The 16,946-nt window shown below is 59.9% G+C and carries 16 protein-coding genes, 1 tRNA gene and 2 pseudogenes; 16 read left to right on the top strand and 3 right to left on the bottom strand.

Annotated elements, in window-relative coordinates; genetic code table 11:
• The 11 genes and pseudogenes from E3W21_RS17870 (at position 1) to E3W21_RS17820 (ending at position 12,482) form a co-directional block, all read left to right on the top strand.
• Positions 1 to 1,848: an IucA/IucC family siderophore biosynthesis protein gene (locus tag E3W21_RS17870; RefSeq protein ID WP_134421305.1), complete on the top strand. Its 1,848-nt coding sequence runs from the start codon at positions 1 to 3 to the stop codon at positions 1,846 to 1,848.
• Positions 1,841 to 2,761 carry an ABC transporter substrate-binding protein gene (locus E3W21_RS17865; protein ID WP_134421304.1) on the top strand — a complete coding sequence of 307 codons (921 nt, stop codon included), beginning with the start codon at positions 1,841 to 1,843 and terminating at the stop codon, positions 2,759 to 2,761. Before E3W21_RS17870 ends, E3W21_RS17865 begins: the two co-directional genes overlap by 8 nt.
• On the top strand, positions 2,758 to 3,747 hold the full coding sequence (locus tag E3W21_RS17860; protein WP_134421303.1) for an iron ABC transporter permease: 990 nt from the start codon (positions 2,758 to 2,760) through the stop codon (positions 3,745 to 3,747). Before E3W21_RS17865 ends, E3W21_RS17860 begins: the two co-directional genes overlap by 4 nt.
• Positions 3,740 to 4,771, top strand: coding sequence for an iron chelate uptake ABC transporter family permease subunit (locus tag E3W21_RS17855; protein ID WP_111450517.1), 1,032 nt, complete (start codon positions 3,740 to 3,742; stop codon positions 4,769 to 4,771). The genes E3W21_RS17860 and E3W21_RS17855 overlap by 8 nt, the downstream gene beginning before the upstream one ends.
• A gap of 12 nt (positions 4,772 to 4,783) precedes the next feature.
• Positions 4,784 to 5,575, top strand: a complete 792-nt coding sequence (locus tag E3W21_RS17850) for an ABC transporter ATP-binding protein (RefSeq protein WP_134421302.1) — start codon at positions 4,784 to 4,786, stop codon at positions 5,573 to 5,575.
• Positions 5,572 to 6,354, top strand: a complete 783-nt coding sequence (locus tag E3W21_RS17845) for an IucA/IucC family C-terminal-domain containing protein (RefSeq protein ID WP_129443052.1) — start codon at positions 5,572 to 5,574, stop codon at positions 6,352 to 6,354. The genes E3W21_RS17850 and E3W21_RS17845 overlap by 4 nt, the downstream gene beginning before the upstream one ends.
• Before the next feature lie 18 nt (positions 6,355 to 6,372).
• A pseudogene (locus tag E3W21_RS17840) lies at positions 6,373 to 6,672 on the top strand (RraA family protein); the annotation flags it as partial.
• Between the two features lie 235 nt (positions 6,673 to 6,907).
• Positions 6,908 to 9,739, top strand: coding sequence for a xanthine dehydrogenase family protein molybdopterin-binding subunit (locus E3W21_RS17835; protein ID WP_134421301.1), 2,832 nt, complete (start codon positions 6,908 to 6,910; stop codon positions 9,737 to 9,739).
• On the top strand, positions 9,732 to 10,271 hold the full coding sequence (locus E3W21_RS17830) for a (2Fe-2S)-binding protein (protein ID WP_134421300.1): 540 nt from the start codon (positions 9,732 to 9,734) through the stop codon (positions 10,269 to 10,271). Before E3W21_RS17835 ends, E3W21_RS17830 begins: the two co-directional genes overlap by 8 nt.
• A gap of 2 nt (positions 10,272 to 10,273) precedes the next feature.
• Positions 10,274 to 11,509 (top strand): cytochrome c, encoded by a 1,236-nt coding sequence (locus E3W21_RS17825; RefSeq protein WP_134421299.1) that lies wholly within the window; start codon positions 10,274 to 10,276, stop codon positions 11,507 to 11,509.
• 1 nt (position 11,510) lies between these two features.
• Positions 11,511 to 12,482 (top strand): XdhC family protein, encoded by a 972-nt coding sequence (locus E3W21_RS17820; protein ID WP_134421298.1) that lies wholly within the window; start codon positions 11,511 to 11,513, stop codon positions 12,480 to 12,482.
• Positions 12,483 to 12,597: 115 nt separating this feature from the next.
• Here E3W21_RS17820 and E3W21_RS17815 read toward each other — a convergent pair whose 3' ends face one another.
• Positions 12,598 to 13,881, bottom strand: coding sequence for an FAD-binding oxidoreductase (locus E3W21_RS17815; RefSeq protein WP_134421297.1), 1,284 nt, complete (start codon positions 13,879 to 13,881; stop codon positions 12,598 to 12,600).
• Between the two features lie 183 nt (positions 13,882 to 14,064).
• On the opposite strand from E3W21_RS17815, the gene E3W21_RS17810 reads away from it, so the two are divergent.
• The 3 genes from E3W21_RS17810 (at position 14,065) to E3W21_RS17800 (ending at position 15,436) form a co-directional block, all read left to right on the top strand.
• Positions 14,065 to 14,141: transfer RNA gene (locus tag E3W21_RS17810), tRNA-Val, on the top strand.
• A 699-nt stretch (positions 14,142 to 14,840) separates the two neighbouring features.
• Positions 14,841 to 15,125: a hypothetical protein gene (locus E3W21_RS32385; RefSeq protein WP_134421296.1), complete on the top strand. Its 285-nt coding sequence runs from the start codon at positions 14,841 to 14,843 to the stop codon at positions 15,123 to 15,125.
• Between the two features lie 116 nt (positions 15,126 to 15,241).
• The gene (locus tag E3W21_RS17800) at positions 15,242 to 15,436 is read left to right on the top strand and encodes a hypothetical protein (RefSeq protein ID WP_129443068.1); all 195 of its coding nucleotides are present in this window, start codon (positions 15,242 to 15,244) and stop codon (positions 15,434 to 15,436) included.
• Between the two features lie 66 nt (positions 15,437 to 15,502).
• On the opposite strand, the pseudogene E3W21_RS31820 reads toward E3W21_RS17800, so the two are convergent.
• A pseudogene (locus E3W21_RS31820) lies at positions 15,503 to 15,732 on the bottom strand (carbonic anhydrase); the annotation flags it as partial.
• Between E3W21_RS31820 and E3W21_RS31815 the strand changes: the two are divergent.
• Complete coding sequence (locus tag E3W21_RS31815; protein WP_256661580.1) at positions 15,702 to 15,830, top strand: hypothetical protein; 129 nt, start codon at positions 15,702 to 15,704, stop codon at positions 15,828 to 15,830. The pseudogene E3W21_RS31820 and the gene E3W21_RS31815 sit on opposite strands and share 31 nt — an antisense overlap.
• 131 nt (positions 15,831 to 15,961) lie before the next feature.
• On the opposite strand, the gene E3W21_RS17790 is transcribed toward E3W21_RS31815, so the two are convergent.
• Positions 15,962 to 16,174, bottom strand: coding sequence for a hypothetical protein (locus E3W21_RS17790; protein WP_134421295.1), 213 nt, complete (start codon positions 16,172 to 16,174; stop codon positions 15,962 to 15,964).
• 172 nt (positions 16,175 to 16,346) lie between these two features.
• On the opposite strand from E3W21_RS17790, the gene E3W21_RS17785 reads away from it, so the two are divergent.
• Positions 16,347 to 16,802 carry a DUF2214 family protein gene (locus E3W21_RS17785; protein WP_134421294.1) on the top strand — a complete coding sequence of 152 codons (456 nt, stop codon included), beginning with the start codon at positions 16,347 to 16,349 and terminating at the stop codon, positions 16,800 to 16,802.
• Positions 16,803 to 16,946: the final 144 nt, after the last annotated feature.

Here is a 16,946-nt window from a genome sequence, read left to right as displayed (position 1 = left end):
ATGAACTTCACCACAATGGCCGCCGACAAGGTGATGCAGGATCTGGTCGATTGTTTGCTGGCCGAACATTTTTTCGGTACCGAGCCGCTGAATCTGGTGGCGCCGTCGTCATCGGCCGATCAGCCGTTTACCGGGTTGAGCGCCGGGCAACGGATCTGGGAATGGTCCACTGAGCCGCAGGGTTGCATCGTCATTGCCCTGCGACCCGGCATTACCCAGCAATGGGAGAAAGTACCGGGCACGCCGGTTTGGGCGCGACAGAATGACCAACTGACCGCGCTGTCACCCGAGGCCTTCACGACCCAGGTGTTGGCAGGGATGACCGATCGCTACCCGGACAATGAAAAAGGCTTCGCCCTGTTTCTGGATGTGCTGCGCACCAGCGTCCGGCAAACCGAGTTGTCCCTGGCCCATCGGGTCGACAGCGAACGCTTGCTGGAAAAAAGCAACGCGGACTTTTTCCTGGCGATGGAGCAGTGGGCTTCGCTGCGTGATCGTCCCTACCACCCGCTGGCCAAAGCCAAGCAGGGTTTGAGCGAAACGGAATATCAGCAGTATCAGGCGGAATTTGCCCGTCCGGTGGCGCTCAATTGGGTCGCGGTCGATCGCACGTTGCTGCAGTGCGGCGACGGTGTGACGGACCAGGCGCAGAGTTATCCCGCTCAATACCTGTTGCCGCCGCTGTTGCAGGCCAACTTGCAACAAGAGCTACAGCAGCGGGGCATTGCCCAGAGCCACATCGCGCTGCCGGTGCACCCGTGGCAGTTCGAGCACGTGCTTGAGGCGCAACTCGGCGACGCTTTCGCCAAGGGTGACTGCCATCGACTGGACTTCACCGACGGTGATTTCTTCGCCACCTCGTCGTTGCGCTCGATGACCCCGTGCTTCAACAGCGCCGATTACCTCAAGTTGCCGATGGCGATCTATTCGCTGGGTGCCTCGCGTTACCTGCCGGCGGTGAAAATGATCAACGGCGGCTTGAGCGAAGCGCTGCTGCGCCAGGCACTGGGCAAGGATGAAACGCTGCAACAATCCCTGTACCTGTGCGATGAAACCAAATGGTGGGCATTCATGCCGCCGGACGCGACACTGTTCGACGAAGCACCACGGCATCTGTCGGCCATGGTTCGCGGCTATCCACCCAAGTTGCTGGAAGGTCCGGACACCCGACTGGTGCCCATGGCTGCCCTCGGCACGCCGTTGCCGGGCAGCAATCAGCACTTCTTCGATGACTGGATGGCCTACCGCGAACTGCCGACCAACGCTGCGTCGGTGATGACCCTGTTCCGCGAGCTGTGCCACAGTTTCTTCGATATCAACCTGCGGATGTTCCGCATCGGCATGCTGGGGGAAATTCACGGGCAGAACGCGGTGCTGGTGTGGAAGGCCGGTTACGCGCAGGGCTTGCTGTTGCGCGATCACGATTCGTTGCGCATCTTCGTGCCGTGGCTGGAACGCAACGGCCTGGCCGACCCGGCTTACCGGTTGAAGAAGGGGCACGCCAATACGCTGTACCACGCTTGCCCTGAAGACCTGCTGTTCTGGTTGCAGACCCTGGGTATTCAGGTCAACTTCCGCGCCATCATCGATACGCTGGCTGAGGTCTACGCATTGCCGGCGACCCAGTTGTGGACGGCGATGGGCGAAGTGCTCAACGAGTTGATCGACACCATCGAGTTTGACGCCGAGGCGCGGATCGTGATCAAGCACCAGTTGTTCGAAGCGCCACATTGGCCGCAGAAATTGCTGCTCACCCCAATGATCGAACGCGCGGGTGGCCCTGGCAGCATGCCGTTTGGCAAAGGGCAGGTGGTCAACCCGTTTCACAGGCTCGATCGGAATGCCTGAACCGCGACGACATCCCTGCAGGCGCACGCTGTTGCGTCTGTCCCTGGGGGCGCTCGCCCTCAGGTTTTCCGTGCCGGCGTGGGCCGAGGCTGGCGCCGCGCCGTTGCGGGTGGTCACCCTGTTTCAGGGCGCCACCGACTGCGCCGTGGTGTTGGGCGTGACACCGTGTGGCGTGGTTGATTCCTGGAGCGAAAAACCGACCTATCGCTATTTGCGCACGGCACTGGACCAGGTGCCCCATGTCGGGCTGGAGACTCAGCCCAGCCTTGAAGACATCGCGCTGCTCAAGCCGGACTTGATTGTTGCCTCGCGCTTTCGCCACGAACGCATTGCACCGTTACTCAAGCAGATCGCCCCGGTGCTGATGCTGGAGGAAGTGTTTGAATTCAAAAAGACCCTGGCGCTGATGGGCGCCGCTTTACACCAGCAACAAAGGGCCGACGAGATTCTGAACCGATGGCAGCAGCGCGTGGCACATCTGTGTGAGCAACTGCAGCAGACATTTGCCGGACGCTGGCCACCCACGGTGTCGATTCTGGATATCCGCGAAGACCACATCCGCAGTTACCTGCCAGCGAGTTTCCCGGGCTCGGTGCTCACCGAACTGGGATTCAACTGGAGCGACACCAGCCGGGAGGCGAGCGGGGTGTCGATCAAACTCACCAGCAAGGAAAGCCTTGCCGTGGTGAATGCCGACATCTTTTTTGTGTTCCTGCGCGCGCAGAACGCGGCGGTGCAGCGCAACTACGAGAGTCTGGTGCAACACCCGCTGTGGAAGCAGATGCGTGCCCCGCAGCAAGGACAGGTGTGGCAGGTCGATGGCGTCGCGTGGAGTCTGTCGGGCGGGATGTTGGGGGCGAACCTGATGCTCGACGACGTGGCCCGCGTGGCCGCCGCGCAGGTGGCCTCATGAGCCCGGGAGTAAAACTGTGCAGCGCGGGTGTCGTGTTGCTGCTGTGCTGCGTGTTGAGCCTGGCGGTCGGTGCCACCTGGATTTCACTGCCACAGATTGCCGCGGCGTTTGTCCATCCCGACCTGTTGAGTGTCAGTCATGTACTGGTGACCACCACGCGCCTGTCGCGCACCCTGATGGCGATTTCCGTAGGCGCCAGTCTGGCGGTCGCGGGTGCCCTGATGCAGGCACTGACCCGCAATCCGTTGGCGTCACCCGGACTGTTCGGGATCAATGCTGGTGCGACCTTTTTTATTATCCTGTTTTCCTCGATCTTCTCGCTGTCATCCCCGGATGCCTGGTTATGGTCGGCGTTGATTGGCGCTGCCGTGGCGGGTTGTCTGGTATGGCTGATCGGCAACATGGGGCAAGGCAGTCTCAGTCCACTGCGCATCGTGCTGGCGGGCGCGGCGATCGCCGCGTTGTTCTCTGCTTTCAGCCAGGCGCTGCTGGTGGTGAATCAGGATGGACTGGACACGGTGCTGTTCTGGATGGCCGGTTCGTTGACTGAACGCAACCTGTCGAGCGCCGCTCCCTTGTTGCTGACTGATGTGTTCGGGTTGTCGGGGGCGCTGTTGCTGGCCGGGCAGGTCAACGTGCTGAACGCCGGGGAAGAGATTGCCACGGGGCTGGGGCAGCGAACCGGCCTGATCCGGCTGCTGATGAGCGTGCTGGTGATCTGTCTCGCGGGAAGCGCGGTGGCGTTGGCCGGCAGCATTGGTTTTATCGGTCTTTTGGTGCCGCACATGGTGCGCAAGGGTTTGTCCATCGACCATCGCTGGTTGCTGCCAGGTTGTGCGCTGCTTGGTGCGATTCTCCTGCTGTTGGCGGATACGTTGTCGCGGGTTTTGATCCTGCCTCAGGAGGTGCCGGTGGGGGTGATGACGGCGCTGTTCGGCGCACCGTTTTTCATCATGTTGGCCCGGCGTGGAGGTCGTTATGGATAAGGTGGTGACCTGGCGCCGAGGCGGGTATTCCCGGAGGGTCAATCTTTCCACGTGGTTGCGGTTGGCGGCGGCGCTGGTGCTGACGGTGCTGGTGATGCTCGGCTCGTTGTCGCTGGGGAAAGTCATCCTCTCGCCCCTCGAGGTGATGCGAATCCTGTTTTCCAGTCAGGACGCCAGCCTGACGTTGATCGTCGAGCAACTGCGTTTTCCACGCATTGTGTTGGCGGCGCTGGTTGGCGCTGCGTTGTCGGTGTCCGGGTTGATCCTGCAAAGCATCATCCGCAACCCGCTGGCATCGCCGGACCTGCTCGGCATCACCAGCGGTGCCAGCGCCGCCGCCGTGCTTTACCTGTCGTTCTTGTCCGCGACGCTGGGCCAACAGTTTCTGCCCCTGGCCGCAATGCTCGGTGCGGCTCTGGCAACATTGGCCATTTATCTGCTGGCCTGGAAGCAGGGGACCTCACCGCTGCGACTGGTGCTGATCGGCGTGGGCGTCTCGGCGATGTTGACGGCCGCGACCACCTTCATTCTGGTGTTCAGTCCGCTGACCACCACTCTGTCGGCCTACGTTTGGCTGACCGGCAGCGTGTACGGCGCCAGTTGGCCTGAACCGTTGGCGCTTGCGAGCTGGTTGTTGGGCATTTGTCCGCTGCTGGTGCTGCTGGCCCGTCAGGTGATGGTGCAACAGTTGGATGACAACCTGGCCCAGGGCATCGGCGTGCGCGTGCAATGGCTGCGGGCCGGTTTGCTGCTGGTGAGTGTGGCGTTGGCCGGTGCGGCCATTGCCTGGGGTGGGGCGATCGCGTTTGTCGGGCTGATTGCTCCGCATATTGCCAAACGCCTGGTGGCCCCTGGTTTCGCTGGGCAGGCCGTGATGGCGGCCCTGATTGGCGCAAATCTGGTGATGCTGGCGGACCTGGTCGGGCGCACGCTGTTCTTGCCCCTGGATTTGCCGGCGGGGATCTTTGTCGCGGTGCTGGGCACACCCTTTTTTCTCTATTTATTGATTAAACAGCGTCATTAAGGAATTCAACGTATGACGTCGATTGCAAGTCGCGGCCTGACCCTGAGTTATCAGCGCCAGGTGATTATTGACGCGCTGGACATGCAACTGCCCAAGGGCAAGATCTCGGTGCTGATTGGCAGTAATGGCTGCGGTAAAAGTACCTTGCTCAAATCCTTTGCCCGACTGCTGAAACCGCAGCAAGGCTCGGTGATTCTCAACGGCGTGGATATCCAGCAAAAATCCACGGCGGCGGTGGCGCGTGAGTTGGCCATCCTGCCTCAGACACCGACGGCGCCGGAGGGTATTACCGTTCGCCAGCTCGTGGCCCTGGGCCGATACCCTTATCAGAGCTGGATGCGGCAGTGGTCGGCCGAGGATGAAACCATGGTCAATCGCGCGCTGACGCAAACCAGTTTGCAGGCGCTGGCGGATCGACCGGTGGATGCCTTGTCCGGTGGGCAGCGCCAGCGTGCGTGGATCGCCATGACCCTGGCCCAGGACACCGGCATTGTGCTGCTGGACGAGCCGACGACCTTCCTCGACCTGGCTCACCAGATTGAAGTGCTGGACCTGCTGCGCGACCTCAACCGGCTCGAAAACAAAACCATCATCATGGTGCTTCACGATCTCAACCTGGCCTGTCGTTATGCGGATCATATGGTTGCGGTGCATGAGCGTACGGCATTTGCCCAGGGCCGGCCTGAGGACGTCTTGACACAGGCGCTGGTCAAAACCGTGTTCGATCTCAACTGCCGGATTATTCCTGACCCGTTCTTTGGTACGCCGATGTGCATCCCGTTTGGTCGGGAACTGCCGCAATGAGTCTGGCTCGCCACTTCACCGCGCAAGAGTGGAGCGTGTTGGGCGGTGGGTTGCGGTTGAAGGACTGCGCCGAGCGTGATCCATTACGCTCGCTGATGGCGCGTGACCTGTTGCAGGAAGATGTGTGCGAGCGTTTGCTGGACGCATTGAGCCCGGTCATTGGCTCACCGTCGCGGGCGATCACCGCCTCGCTGCTGGGCAAGCGCCTGTCGTTCCTGGCCACCGGCGCCTGTTTGTACGCCATGTCGGTGTACGACAAAGGACTGCTGCTGTCGCTGGACAATACGGTGATCGAGTACGGTCATGATGACGGACTGTGGACGTCTTCAATGCCGCTGGCTCATTCCCTGCCGCTGACGTACGGGGCAGGTGAGCGCGAGGCCTGGCGGGAAACCTTGGTGCAGTCACTGTTTGCCGGGCTGTTGAAGCCGCTGTGGCAAACCTTCAACCGTGTGAGTGGCGTTTCACGGCGCATCTTGTGGGAAAACTCCGCAGTGCGCGTGTATTCGTTGTATGAAAAACGCATGGCAAAAATCGACGAGCCGTCGGTACGCGAGCGCTATGAAGCCGACTTCAGGTGGTTGCTGACTCAGGCAGAACCTGCGCTGTTCGGCCTCGATTACAACCCGCTGAGTCACTTCCGTCGTCCGCCGACGCTGCTCGACGAGGGGCAGCGCAGCATTCGCTTTCGGCGAACCTGCTGCTTCTATTACCTGGCTACTGAGCCCGCTGAATATTGTTCGACCTGCCCACTGCTGCGTCCGGGGAAATGCCGATGAGTTATCAGATCAACCCTCGCCAGCGGGGCCGTCACCGATGTCAGCGCATTGCGTGGCCATGGGTTGCCGATCTTTTGCCGGGACGTCAGTGCGTACACGACTCGCGGTATTGGCGCCCGTGGGGAGGTCAATCGGTCGATCAATGTGGGCGGGGTTCAGGTGCAGCCGGGGGACCTGGCCATTGGTGATGATGATGGTGTCTATATCCTCGATGCCCTGCGTGCGGCCGAGCTGCTGCCCGAGTTATTGGCCAAAGAACAAGCCGACCAACGGCGCCGTGCGGAATTTCTGCAGAGACTCGACGCTCGGCTGACCTGAAACTGTTATCTGCTCATCGATTTGTTGCAGCGCAATGCGGCAATACTTTGATTCTTCGGTCAGATTTTTGTAACTGGTTGTTTGCCGCAAGCGCAGAAACCTTTAAAGTTAACCTTTCGGTCAGCTTTGCACTGTCAACACAGCCCTTTGAATCGTCGAAAAGGGCTTCCGCAAGACTCGAGATTCCCAGAACATAACCAGAAGGGCGGACCCATAACCGCCCAGAGGATGATCCATGTCCAACCGTGATATATCCCGGCGCTCGTTCCTACAGGGCGGGCTGGTGGCGGGTGTGAGCGTCACGCTTACACCGCTCAGCAGCCAGGCGCTGGCAGCCTTGATGGAAAACAGCGTGACCGTGCCGTCCGAGCAATGGCTCGGCAACAACGGCAAGGCGCGCTCGCGTAACGATGCCTTGTCCAAGGTCTGCGGCAGCAAAGTCTTTGCCCGCGACATCCGTGCCAAGGACATGCCGGGCTGGCCCCAGCAGCAGGGCCACGCCATGTTGCTGAAAATCACCAAGGCTGACCGCATCTATGCGGGTTACGACCTGTCGTGGCTCGGTGCCGACTTGCAGCCCGATCGCATCGTTACCGCCGCCGATCTGGACAAGGACGGCATCGTCTTCCCGGAAGAGCACGCGCCTGACCTGTTGCTGCCCGAAGGCAAAGTGCCGATGTTCATCGGTCATCCGGTGGCGATCCTGATCTGGAACGACTTCGAGCGTTTCCGCCAGGCCAAGGCCAAACTCAAATTCAATGACAAAGCAATCCGCTACGGCGCCCAGGTGCCTTACTACGAAGGCGATCCCTACGGCAGCTTCCGCTACGTGCGCGTCGGCGGCGCGACCTCGGCGGACGAAGACGAATTCGCCAGCCTCAAGGATTCGATCCTGTTCCCGATGCTGAAAAACCGTCGTCCGGTGTGGAATTCCCAGCCGGACCTGCACGGCAACCTGACCGAGCGCGGCCTGTTTTACGCCGACCGGATGAAGCAGCAAATCGACAGCCCGCCAGACAACTGGCTGGTGTTCGACGAGCGCTACAAAACCCCGTCAATCGAACCCGCTGCGATGGAGCCGGACAACGGCAACGGCTGGTACGACCCGGCGACCAAGACCCTGCACTTTGTCGTCGCCACCCAGTGCCCACTGGAAGCCGCCACCGAAACCGCGAAGATGATCGCGCCGTCGCGTTTCGGCCTGGCCAACCTGAACATGCACCCCGGCTACACCGTCGGTTACGGTTCCAAAGACCACAACATTTTCGTCTACTACGCAGCGTTGGCCGCGCTGTACGGCGCCGGCGTGCCGGTGCGTCTGGCCAACGACCGCTACGAGCAATTCCAGAGCGGCATCAAGCGTCACTCGTTCGACATCCGCTACCAACTGGCGGTGGACAAGACCGATCACAGCTTCAAAATTTTCCGCGCCGAGATGAGCGTCGACGGCGGCGGGCGGATCAACTACAGCCCGTCGGTGGCGGCGGTTGGTGCCACGGCGGCGCAGTCGATCTACTACATGCCGCAGAACGATTTGCAGGTCACGGCCTATCATTCCCGCGCCGTTGAGGCCGGGTCGATGCGTGGTTACGGTACGCTGCAAAGCATGGCTTCCACCGAGATGATGGTGGATGAAATTGCCGATCGCCTGGGCATCGACGCCATTGCTCTGCGCAAGAAAAACGCCATGCTCTCGGGCATGAAAAACACCCAGGGCGCGGTGCCGGCGGGTGCGTTGCGTCTGCACGAGATTCTCGACAAGGCGGCCGTTCACGAGGTCTGGAAAAACCGCGACGCGATCAAAAAACAACGCGAAGCGCAGGACCCGGATCACTGGTACGGCGTCGGTTTTGCGATCTGCCAGAAAGACTTCGGCACCGGTTCCGAAGCGCCGATGGCCAGCATCGAATTCACCGCCGAGGGCCACGTGACCCTGCGCCATATCGGCATCGAAATCGGCACCGGCATGTCCACCTCCCAAGCCCTGGTGGTGGCGGATTTCATCGGTATCCCGGCCACCGAAGTGAAAACCGGCGAAACCGAATGGAAAGAGCTGCAACTGATCACCGGCGGCAACCCGTACATCATGAGCCAGGCTGAACAGGACGGTTTCCTGCGCAACCCGCGCTGGGTCGGCAAATTGGCCTCGGCCTCGTCGGCGACCAACTCCGCCTACTACTTCAGCCATGCCACTCGTGAAGCGTCCCGCGTGCTGTTCAACCACGGCTTGTGGCCGGCGGCGTTGCAGATATGGGGCCAGGGGCCTTACGGCGGCCAGGCCAACCCTTACGTGGTGCGCCGCGAGGACGCGCATTGGGTCGACGGCAAACTCACCGCCAACGGCATGCAACCGCTGAGCTTCGAACAGCTGGCCAAACACGCCCACGAAAAGGGGCTGGTGACCGGCGCCACCGTGCACGGTTTCAACCGGTGGAGCTGGGCCGAGGCCGATTTCAGCATCGACGGCGTGCGTGAACGCCTGCCGCTGGATGGCTTGGCCGTGAAGTACGGCGACGGTGCGCCAAACGCGAAGAAGGCGCAGATGACCAGCGCCGGTTTCCATCTGCTGGATCGCCAGAACGTGCACTACCCGGACACCCAGTTGAACAACGCGGCGGTGACTTACTACAGCCCGGTCGCGACGCTGGTGGAATTGAAAGTGAACAAGGGCTCCGCCGAAGTACAAGTGCTCAACCATCACTCGTGGGTCGAGTGCGGTCGGGTGCTGGTGGAAGAACTGGTCAAAGGTCAGCTCGAAGGCGGGATCGCCATGGGCATCGGCCATGCGTTGATGGAAGAGATGCCGCTGTACGAAGGTGGGCCGGGGGAGGGTGACTGGAACTTCAACCGATACCGCTTGCCGATGGCGCGACACGTTGCGGTCTGGAAACAGACGGCGGAGATCCTGCCGCCGTTGTCGCCGAGCGATCCATCGAAGGGCATCGCCGAAGTGGTGATGATCCCGGTGGTCGGTGCGATCGGCAACGCCGTGGCCCACGCTATCGGTAAGCGCGTTCGCGACCTGCCTATCACTTCTGCCCGCATCAAGGAGGCCCTCAATGGCTAACCGTCCGCTTCAGCTGACCCTCAACGGTCAATCCGTCGGCCCGGTGGACATCCCTGATGACCTGCCGATGATCGACTACCTGCACGAATACAAAAACCTTACCGGCTCGCGCCTCGGCTGCGGCCAGGGTATCTGCCATGCCTGTGTGGTGATCGTCGATAACCCGGACGGCACCAGCGAAGAAGTGCGCACCTGCATCACCGGCGCACATTACTTCGAAGGTAAAAAAGTGCGGACCATCGAAGGCCATGCGACCCGAGATGAGCAGGGCAAGGTCACCGCGCTGAACCCGATCCAGCAGCGTTTCGTCGATGAATTCGCTTTCCAGTGCAGCTATTGCGCGCCGGGCTTCGTGAATGCCGCGACCGTGTTGGTGGAAAAACTTCAGCGTCAGCCGATTGTTAAAAGTCAGCTGGAAAAAGTTATAGAGGACAGCCTCGGTCACCACATCTGCCGCTGCACCGGCTACGTGCGCTACTACAGCGCGACGCGCAACGTGCTGACCGATCTCGGTCTGGTCAAGGAGGGTTAAGCATGAAGCATCTACTTTCCCGCCTGGCGTTGGCGGTTGGTCTGGTTGCGCCGGTGTTGCTGGCTCACGCGGATAATCAGATCAAACGCGGCGAATACCTTGCCCGCGCCGCTGACTGCATGGCCTGCCACACTGCGCCGGGCGGCGCGCCTTTCGCCGGCGGCCTGCCGATCGTCTCGCCGTTCGGCACGATCTACGGCACCAACATCACTCCGAGCAAAGAGCACGGCATCGGTCTGTATAGCGATGACGAGTTCTTCGCCGCGCTCACCAAAGGCAAGCGCCGGGATGGCGCGAACCTGTACCCGGCGATGCCCTACACCTCGTATCACCTGATGCCTCGTGCAGATTCGGACGCGATTCATGCCTATCTGAGAACTGTCGAGCCGATTGAACGCGCAGCGCCGGTCACCAGCCTGAGCTTTCCGTTCAACGTACGCCTGGGCCTGATGGGCTGGAACATGCTCTACGGCAAGGACGTGCAACTCGCGCCCACCGAGGGCAAAAGCGAAGACTTCAAGCGCGGCCAATACATGGTCGAAGTGCTCGGTCACTGCGGCGAGTGCCATACCCCGCGCGGTCTGCCCGGCGCGATGCAGCAGGACAAACGCCTGACCGGTGGCCTGCTCAATGGCTATCTGGCGCCAAGCTTGCTGGCCAATGACCTGGCGGCGCGGGGCTGGAATCATCAGGACCTGAGCTCGTTCCTCAAGCACGGCATGAGCGCCCAAGGCACGATGTTCAACGAGATGTTTCCGGTTTTCCACAACAGCACCCAAGGCCTCAACGACCCGGACCTGGCGGCGATGGCCACTTACCTGCTCGGCGATCAACCGCCCGCAGCGAAGGTGCTGACCGAAGTGCCCCTGGACAACATGAGACCAAGCGCCCAGCGCGGTCGTCAGGATTACCTGAACGTTTGCGCCGGTTGCCACGCGCCAAATGGCGAGGGCAAGCCGCACATCGCAGTGGCCATGCGCGGCAACACCACGTTGCGTCTGGACGATCCGCGTAACTTGCTGCGGGTGATCGAGGACGGCATCGGCGAGCAGAAATTCGCCGGGTTCGAACGCATGCAACAGATGCCAGGCTTTGCCCACAAGCTCAGTCACGAGCAACTGACCGATCTGCTCAACTATCTGCGTCAGGGTTGGGGTGGTCAGGCGAGTGAGCTGGCGGTCAGCGATGTGCAGAAGCTGCAAGCGGATGCTCCGACCGCCGAGCAGAAGGCGCACTGACATGCAGCATCTCGATCTGCAGGTTGTGCGCCGGGCGCTGGAATGGTCGGCGGCTGGTCAGCGGGTGTGGTTGTGCACGGTGCTCGCCACTTACGGCTCGGCACCGCGTGCGCCGGGGTCGCTGCTGGCTGTGAACGCTGATGGACAATGGATCGGTTCGCTGTCCGGTGGCTGTGTTGAGGAAGATTTCCTGGAACGCGTCGCCGAGGGTGCATTCTCTGAGGCCGTCAACGTTGTCCGTTATGGCGAAGGTGATGACCCGCGCTCCCGAGTGAGCCTGCCCTGTGGCGGTGTGCTCGATGTGCTGGTGGAGAAGCTTGAACCTGATTGTGAGGTTCAGGCGCATCTGCGGGAACTGGAGTCGGCGTTGCTGGGTCAGCGTCGGCTGATCCGTGAAGTTGATCTGGCCAGCGGTGCGCGTAATGTGTTCGCAGACAGCGAGCAGGGGGCGCGCATCGAGCGTGAGATCGACCGGGTACGTGTACGGATCGGCGCGGCTCAGCGGTTGCTGCTGGCGGGGTATTCCAGTGTCGCCCAGGCCTGCGCGGAGTTTGCCGTGGGTTTGGGGTTCGAGGTGATCCTGTGCGATCCCCGCGATGAAGTGCTGGAAGGCGTGGTGCTCAACAACGTCGAGATTCGCCGCCAACTGCCGTCGGTGTTCATCGCCGACGGCGGCTGTCACAGCGACACGGCGGTGGTGGCGTTGACCCACGATCCGCGGATTGATGATTTGGCGATGATGGAAGCCGTGCGCACCGATGCGTTTTATATCGGCGTGATGGGCTCGATGCAGACGTCGCAAAAACGATTTGAACGGTTGCGCAGGATTGGCGGGTTGGGGGATGTGGAGTTGGCGCGGATTCATGCGCCGATTGGCCTGAACCTGGGCAGCAAGACGCCAGCAGAAATTGCCCTGGCCGTACTCGCCGACATCCTGCGCATCCGCAGCGGCATCCTGCGGGATCGACTTTGATTTCCTTGTAGGAGCTGAGCTTGCTCGCGAAGGCGGCGTGTCAGGCAACATCAATGTCGACTGACACGGCCTCTTCGCGAGCAAGCTCAGCTCCTAAAAGGGGGGGCGGTGTTGCTTAGTACCCGAACTTATCCCGCAACCCGTAATACCAGGCACCCAACGCCGCAAACGGCGTGCGCATCAGTTGTCCACCCGGAAACGGGTAGTGCGGCAAATCCGCAAACGCATCAAAACGCTCAGCCTGACCACGCAACGCTTCGGCCAGAACCTTGCCCGCCAGGTGCGTGTAAGTCACGCCGTGGCCGCTGCAACCCTGGGAATAGTAAATGTTGTCGCCCAGCCTCCCGACCTGCGGAAGACGCGACAGTGTAAGCAGGAAATTTCCGGTCCAGGCGTAATCGATCTTCACGTCTTTCAGTTGCGGGAAAGCCTTGAGCATCTTCGGCCGAATGATCGCCTCGATGTTCGCCGGGTCCCGCGCGCCATACACCACGCCACCGCCGAAGACCAAACGCTTGTCCCCGGTCAGGCGGTAGTAATCGAGCAGGTAATTGCAGTCTTCAACGCAGTAGTCCTGCGGCAACAGACTCTTGGCTAGCGCATCGCCCAGCGGTTCGGTGGTGATCACCTGAGTCCCGCACGGCATCGACTTGGCCGCCAGTTCCGGCACCAGATTGCCGAGGTAGGCATTGCCCGCGACGATGATGAACTTGGCCCGGACCTTACCCTGTGGCGTATGCACCACCGGATTCGCACCGCGCTCGATGCGCACCGCTGGCGACTGTTCATAAATAGTGCCGCCCAACGACTCCACGGCCGCCGCTTCCCCGAGCGCCAGGTTCAGCGGATGAATATGCCCGCCACTCATGTCGAGCATGCCACCGACATATTGATCGCAAGCCACCACTTCACGGATGCGCTTTTGGTCCAGCAACTCAAGTTGTGTATGACCGAACCGCTCCCACAGACGCTTCTGGGATTCCAGATGGCCCATCTGCTTGGCGGTAATGGCGGCGAATACACCACCGTCCTTCAAGTCGCACTGGATATTATATTTGGCAACCCGCTCACGAATGATCCGGCCACCTTCGAACGCCATCTGCCCCAGCAACTGAGCCTGCTTGGGCCCGACACTGCGCTCGATCACATCGATGTCGCGGCTATAACTGTTAACGATCTGGCCACCGTTACGCCCCGACGCACCAAACCCGACCTTGGCCGCCTCAAGCACCGTGACCTTAAAGCCGTTCTCCAGCAGAAACAGGGCAGAGGACAGCCCGGTGTAACCGGCACCGATCACACAGACATCAGTCTCTACGTCATCCTGCAAGGCCGGGCGCGGCGGAACCGCATTGGCCGATGCGGCGTAATAGGATTCCGGGTAGGGGGTGTTCGCCATCCTGCAGCCTCTGTTTAATATATTTTACGAGTGCATCGATCCTACCCGAGATAAAAATCGACCGCCAGCCACCGCAAAATCTTCTTTGCAGCGACAAAATTAAATATTTTGCATATTCATAGGGTTAGCTCGAAAAAAGGTGTTGACACCCCTCCGGAATTCCGTAGAATGCCGCCTCACAGCAGGCACGTAGCTCAGTTGGTTAGAGCACCACCTTGACATGGTGGGGGTCGTTGGTTCGAGTCCAATCGCGCCTACCAAACAAAATCCGCTCTGCTGGGCGGTCTAGAAGGGCTCACCGAAAGGTGGGCCCTTTTTTGTTGGGCGGCGTTTGGAAAAACGTTGGAAACAATTTGGAAAAACGAACCACCTCAAATCGGCTTTCACCTTCATGTAAACCATTCGAGGGAGTGGGGAGCTTTGCAGCTGGAATGGCTGACAACAAAAAGCCCGCGCATGGCGGGCTCTCTGTATGGGGTCAAATCCTTTTGTCTGCTCAATCTGCGCTGCGTTCTGTGAGTGCTTCGTGAAAAGGATGTCGCTGGAACGAAAAAACCCGGCACTTGGCCGGGCTCTCTGTAGATGGGGCCAAATCCTTTTGGCTGGTTGCATTGTGCAGGGTGGGTGTGACGAAGGCGTGACAGGGCGGATACGAAAAGCCCGACTCTGGGCCGAACTCGATAATGGATGCCTATATTGATACCGCCAAGGTATTACGCCTCACAAGCAGTTGGATCTTCATAGACTTCGCACCACGCAGCCTTCATTAGCGGCTTGCACTCCGCGTCAAGCTTCCCCCTCAGCTTGGCAGTGCTAGCCGGGGTCATCGGCCCTGGCATCTCCTCGCCTATGTCCACCATTTTTTGCGCTACGGCCTTCTGGACTTCGCTGTATCTGACCACTGAATCATTGAGCGGCCTCACTGTCATATCGCTGACCTTTGCATTCAGGACGTTCAAATGAAGCGTGCAGTAATAATGTTCATGGCCATTTCGGGCTCTCTCCTGTTGGGAGGCTGCGGGCCTCACTGGGACGACGGAGAAAGGTACGGTCGAGATCGTGATCGAGGTCATGATTACCGTCGTGGATACGACCGAGGTTATGACGATGATCGAGGGTATGACCGCAGATATGATCGTCGTGACAATGATCAGGGGTATGAACGCAATCACGGTCGTGATCGTGATCGTGACGATAGAGACGACTGTATGCGCTGGCCATCGGCTAGCGAGAGACGGCGGTGACAGGCTCCCCTCGGGCCGGTCAATGATCACCCGGTTTGCCGATTAGCTTCAGCGGCACGGATTGCCAGTGATTCAGGCGTAAGATAGCGGTGCTACCTCATCAAAAGGAGCCGCATATGATCGCCGACCAAATGAACAAGCAGGTATCTGTGGACAGAGCTGTTTGGGATCAATACTTCTGCGCTGCGTTGATTGCGGAAAGCAATTTGACGGCACCGGTCGTAGGAGGGGCTACTCATGAAGACAGGCAGAACCTGTTGATTGAAAGGGCCAAAGCTCTCGCCGACAAGATGATGGAAAACAGAAAATAACCAGAGCCCAGCCATCGCGCTGGGCTCTTCACATCTGGATCTCGGCATCGGTGCAGCGCTACTAAGTCAGGCAATCAAGTCTACTTTGCCGCTAGCGAGGCGATAGACGCCCCCCCACAATCTTCAACGTGCCCTTGCTGAGCGCATCAGTGAGCAGTGGTGAGGCATGTTTAAGGCGGTTAACCGAATCTTTGACATTCTGCGCTGTAGCGTTGTCGATAAGGTTTCCGGGGGATGTTGAACACTTTCTCGATGGGAGGTTTAAGTGCGTCAGTCAATTTTGGGATGTGGCCAGGAAGGCCCACAGCGCAAGACGATGCTGGTGCTGCAACAGGTGATCATGATGGGTGAGTTGGCGGTCAATCGCGTGCGGGATAACCACAATCCCGGGTAGTCGCCGGGCACTGTAACGAGGGGATTGCCCCCTCGTTACAAATGTTGCATGAAGAGCATGAATCACTACTGGCGTGGTTCATCTCAACAACGTCGGACCTGCGTGGCAGGTCCAACCAACTAAAACCAATCTTACCTGGCGTTCAACTTCTTCAGTTCTTCATAAGTCGCCGACTGTACAAACCAGAAGCCGGAGATGATGCACCACGTCAGGGTGCCGGTAATGAAAACGCCAGCCCCGGACCAGAAGCCCTGAACGAAGATCATGACCACTGCGGCGATCCAGATAATGGCCAGTGCGACGTACAGAACTACGTTGTTTACGCCAATTACGAACTCTTTCACGTCTATTCCCTTTTGAATGTTTATCCTCTGGCTCCTTACGCAAGGGCCAGTGGGCGGCATGATAGGGAGATAGGTGGCTGTTCGCCAGTCATGTCGCGGCCAGCAGGCAGATTTCCAGATTTTGGACTACTACTGACAAGCCCATTTCCTTACCCCTGTCAGGAGCGTTCCTATGCTGTCTCACTGGTTTCTTGCGGCGATCCACCTCTTGGCTGTTGCCTTGGGCCTCTGGGCGGTGCTCACCCGAGGGACGGCGTTAAGCCGCCTGGCCGTCGGTACGGCGCAGGTTCGCAGTGTGCTGGTTGCCGATAACGTATGGGGCATCTGTGCGGGTATTTTGCTGGTCACAGGTTTGATGCGGGCCTTCGGTGGGTACGAAAAAGGCACCGACTATTACCTTCATCAGCCGTTGTTCCATCTGAAGATGACGCTGTTCGTGATCATTCTGCTGCTTGAAGTGGCACCAATGATCACCTTGATCAAGTGGCGGATCGCCTTGGGCAGGGGCGCTTCGATTGACCAGGGCCGAGCCAGGCTGTTTGCACGCATCAGCCATATCGAAGCGCTGTTGTTGATGTTGATGGTGATTGCGGCCACCGGCATGGCGCGCGGTGTGACCTTCGGCTAATAACGGCGTGATTCGTCGGGGTTAAAGCGAATAATCTGACAGCCACGGCGTGGCCGAAGCCGGTAGCATCGGCTTCACGTAATGGGGGAGGAGGCGAGTGCTCAGCAAAATGCCGAGCATGAATCTTTAGCCAGCCATTGCGCT

It is taken from the genome of Pseudomonas sp. F01002 (assembly GCF_004402115.1).
GTDB classification, from domain to species: domain Bacteria; phylum Pseudomonadota; class Gammaproteobacteria; order Pseudomonadales; family Pseudomonadaceae; genus Aquipseudomonas; species Aquipseudomonas frigoris.
This window is presented reverse-complemented; position numbering and strand designations above follow the sequence as displayed.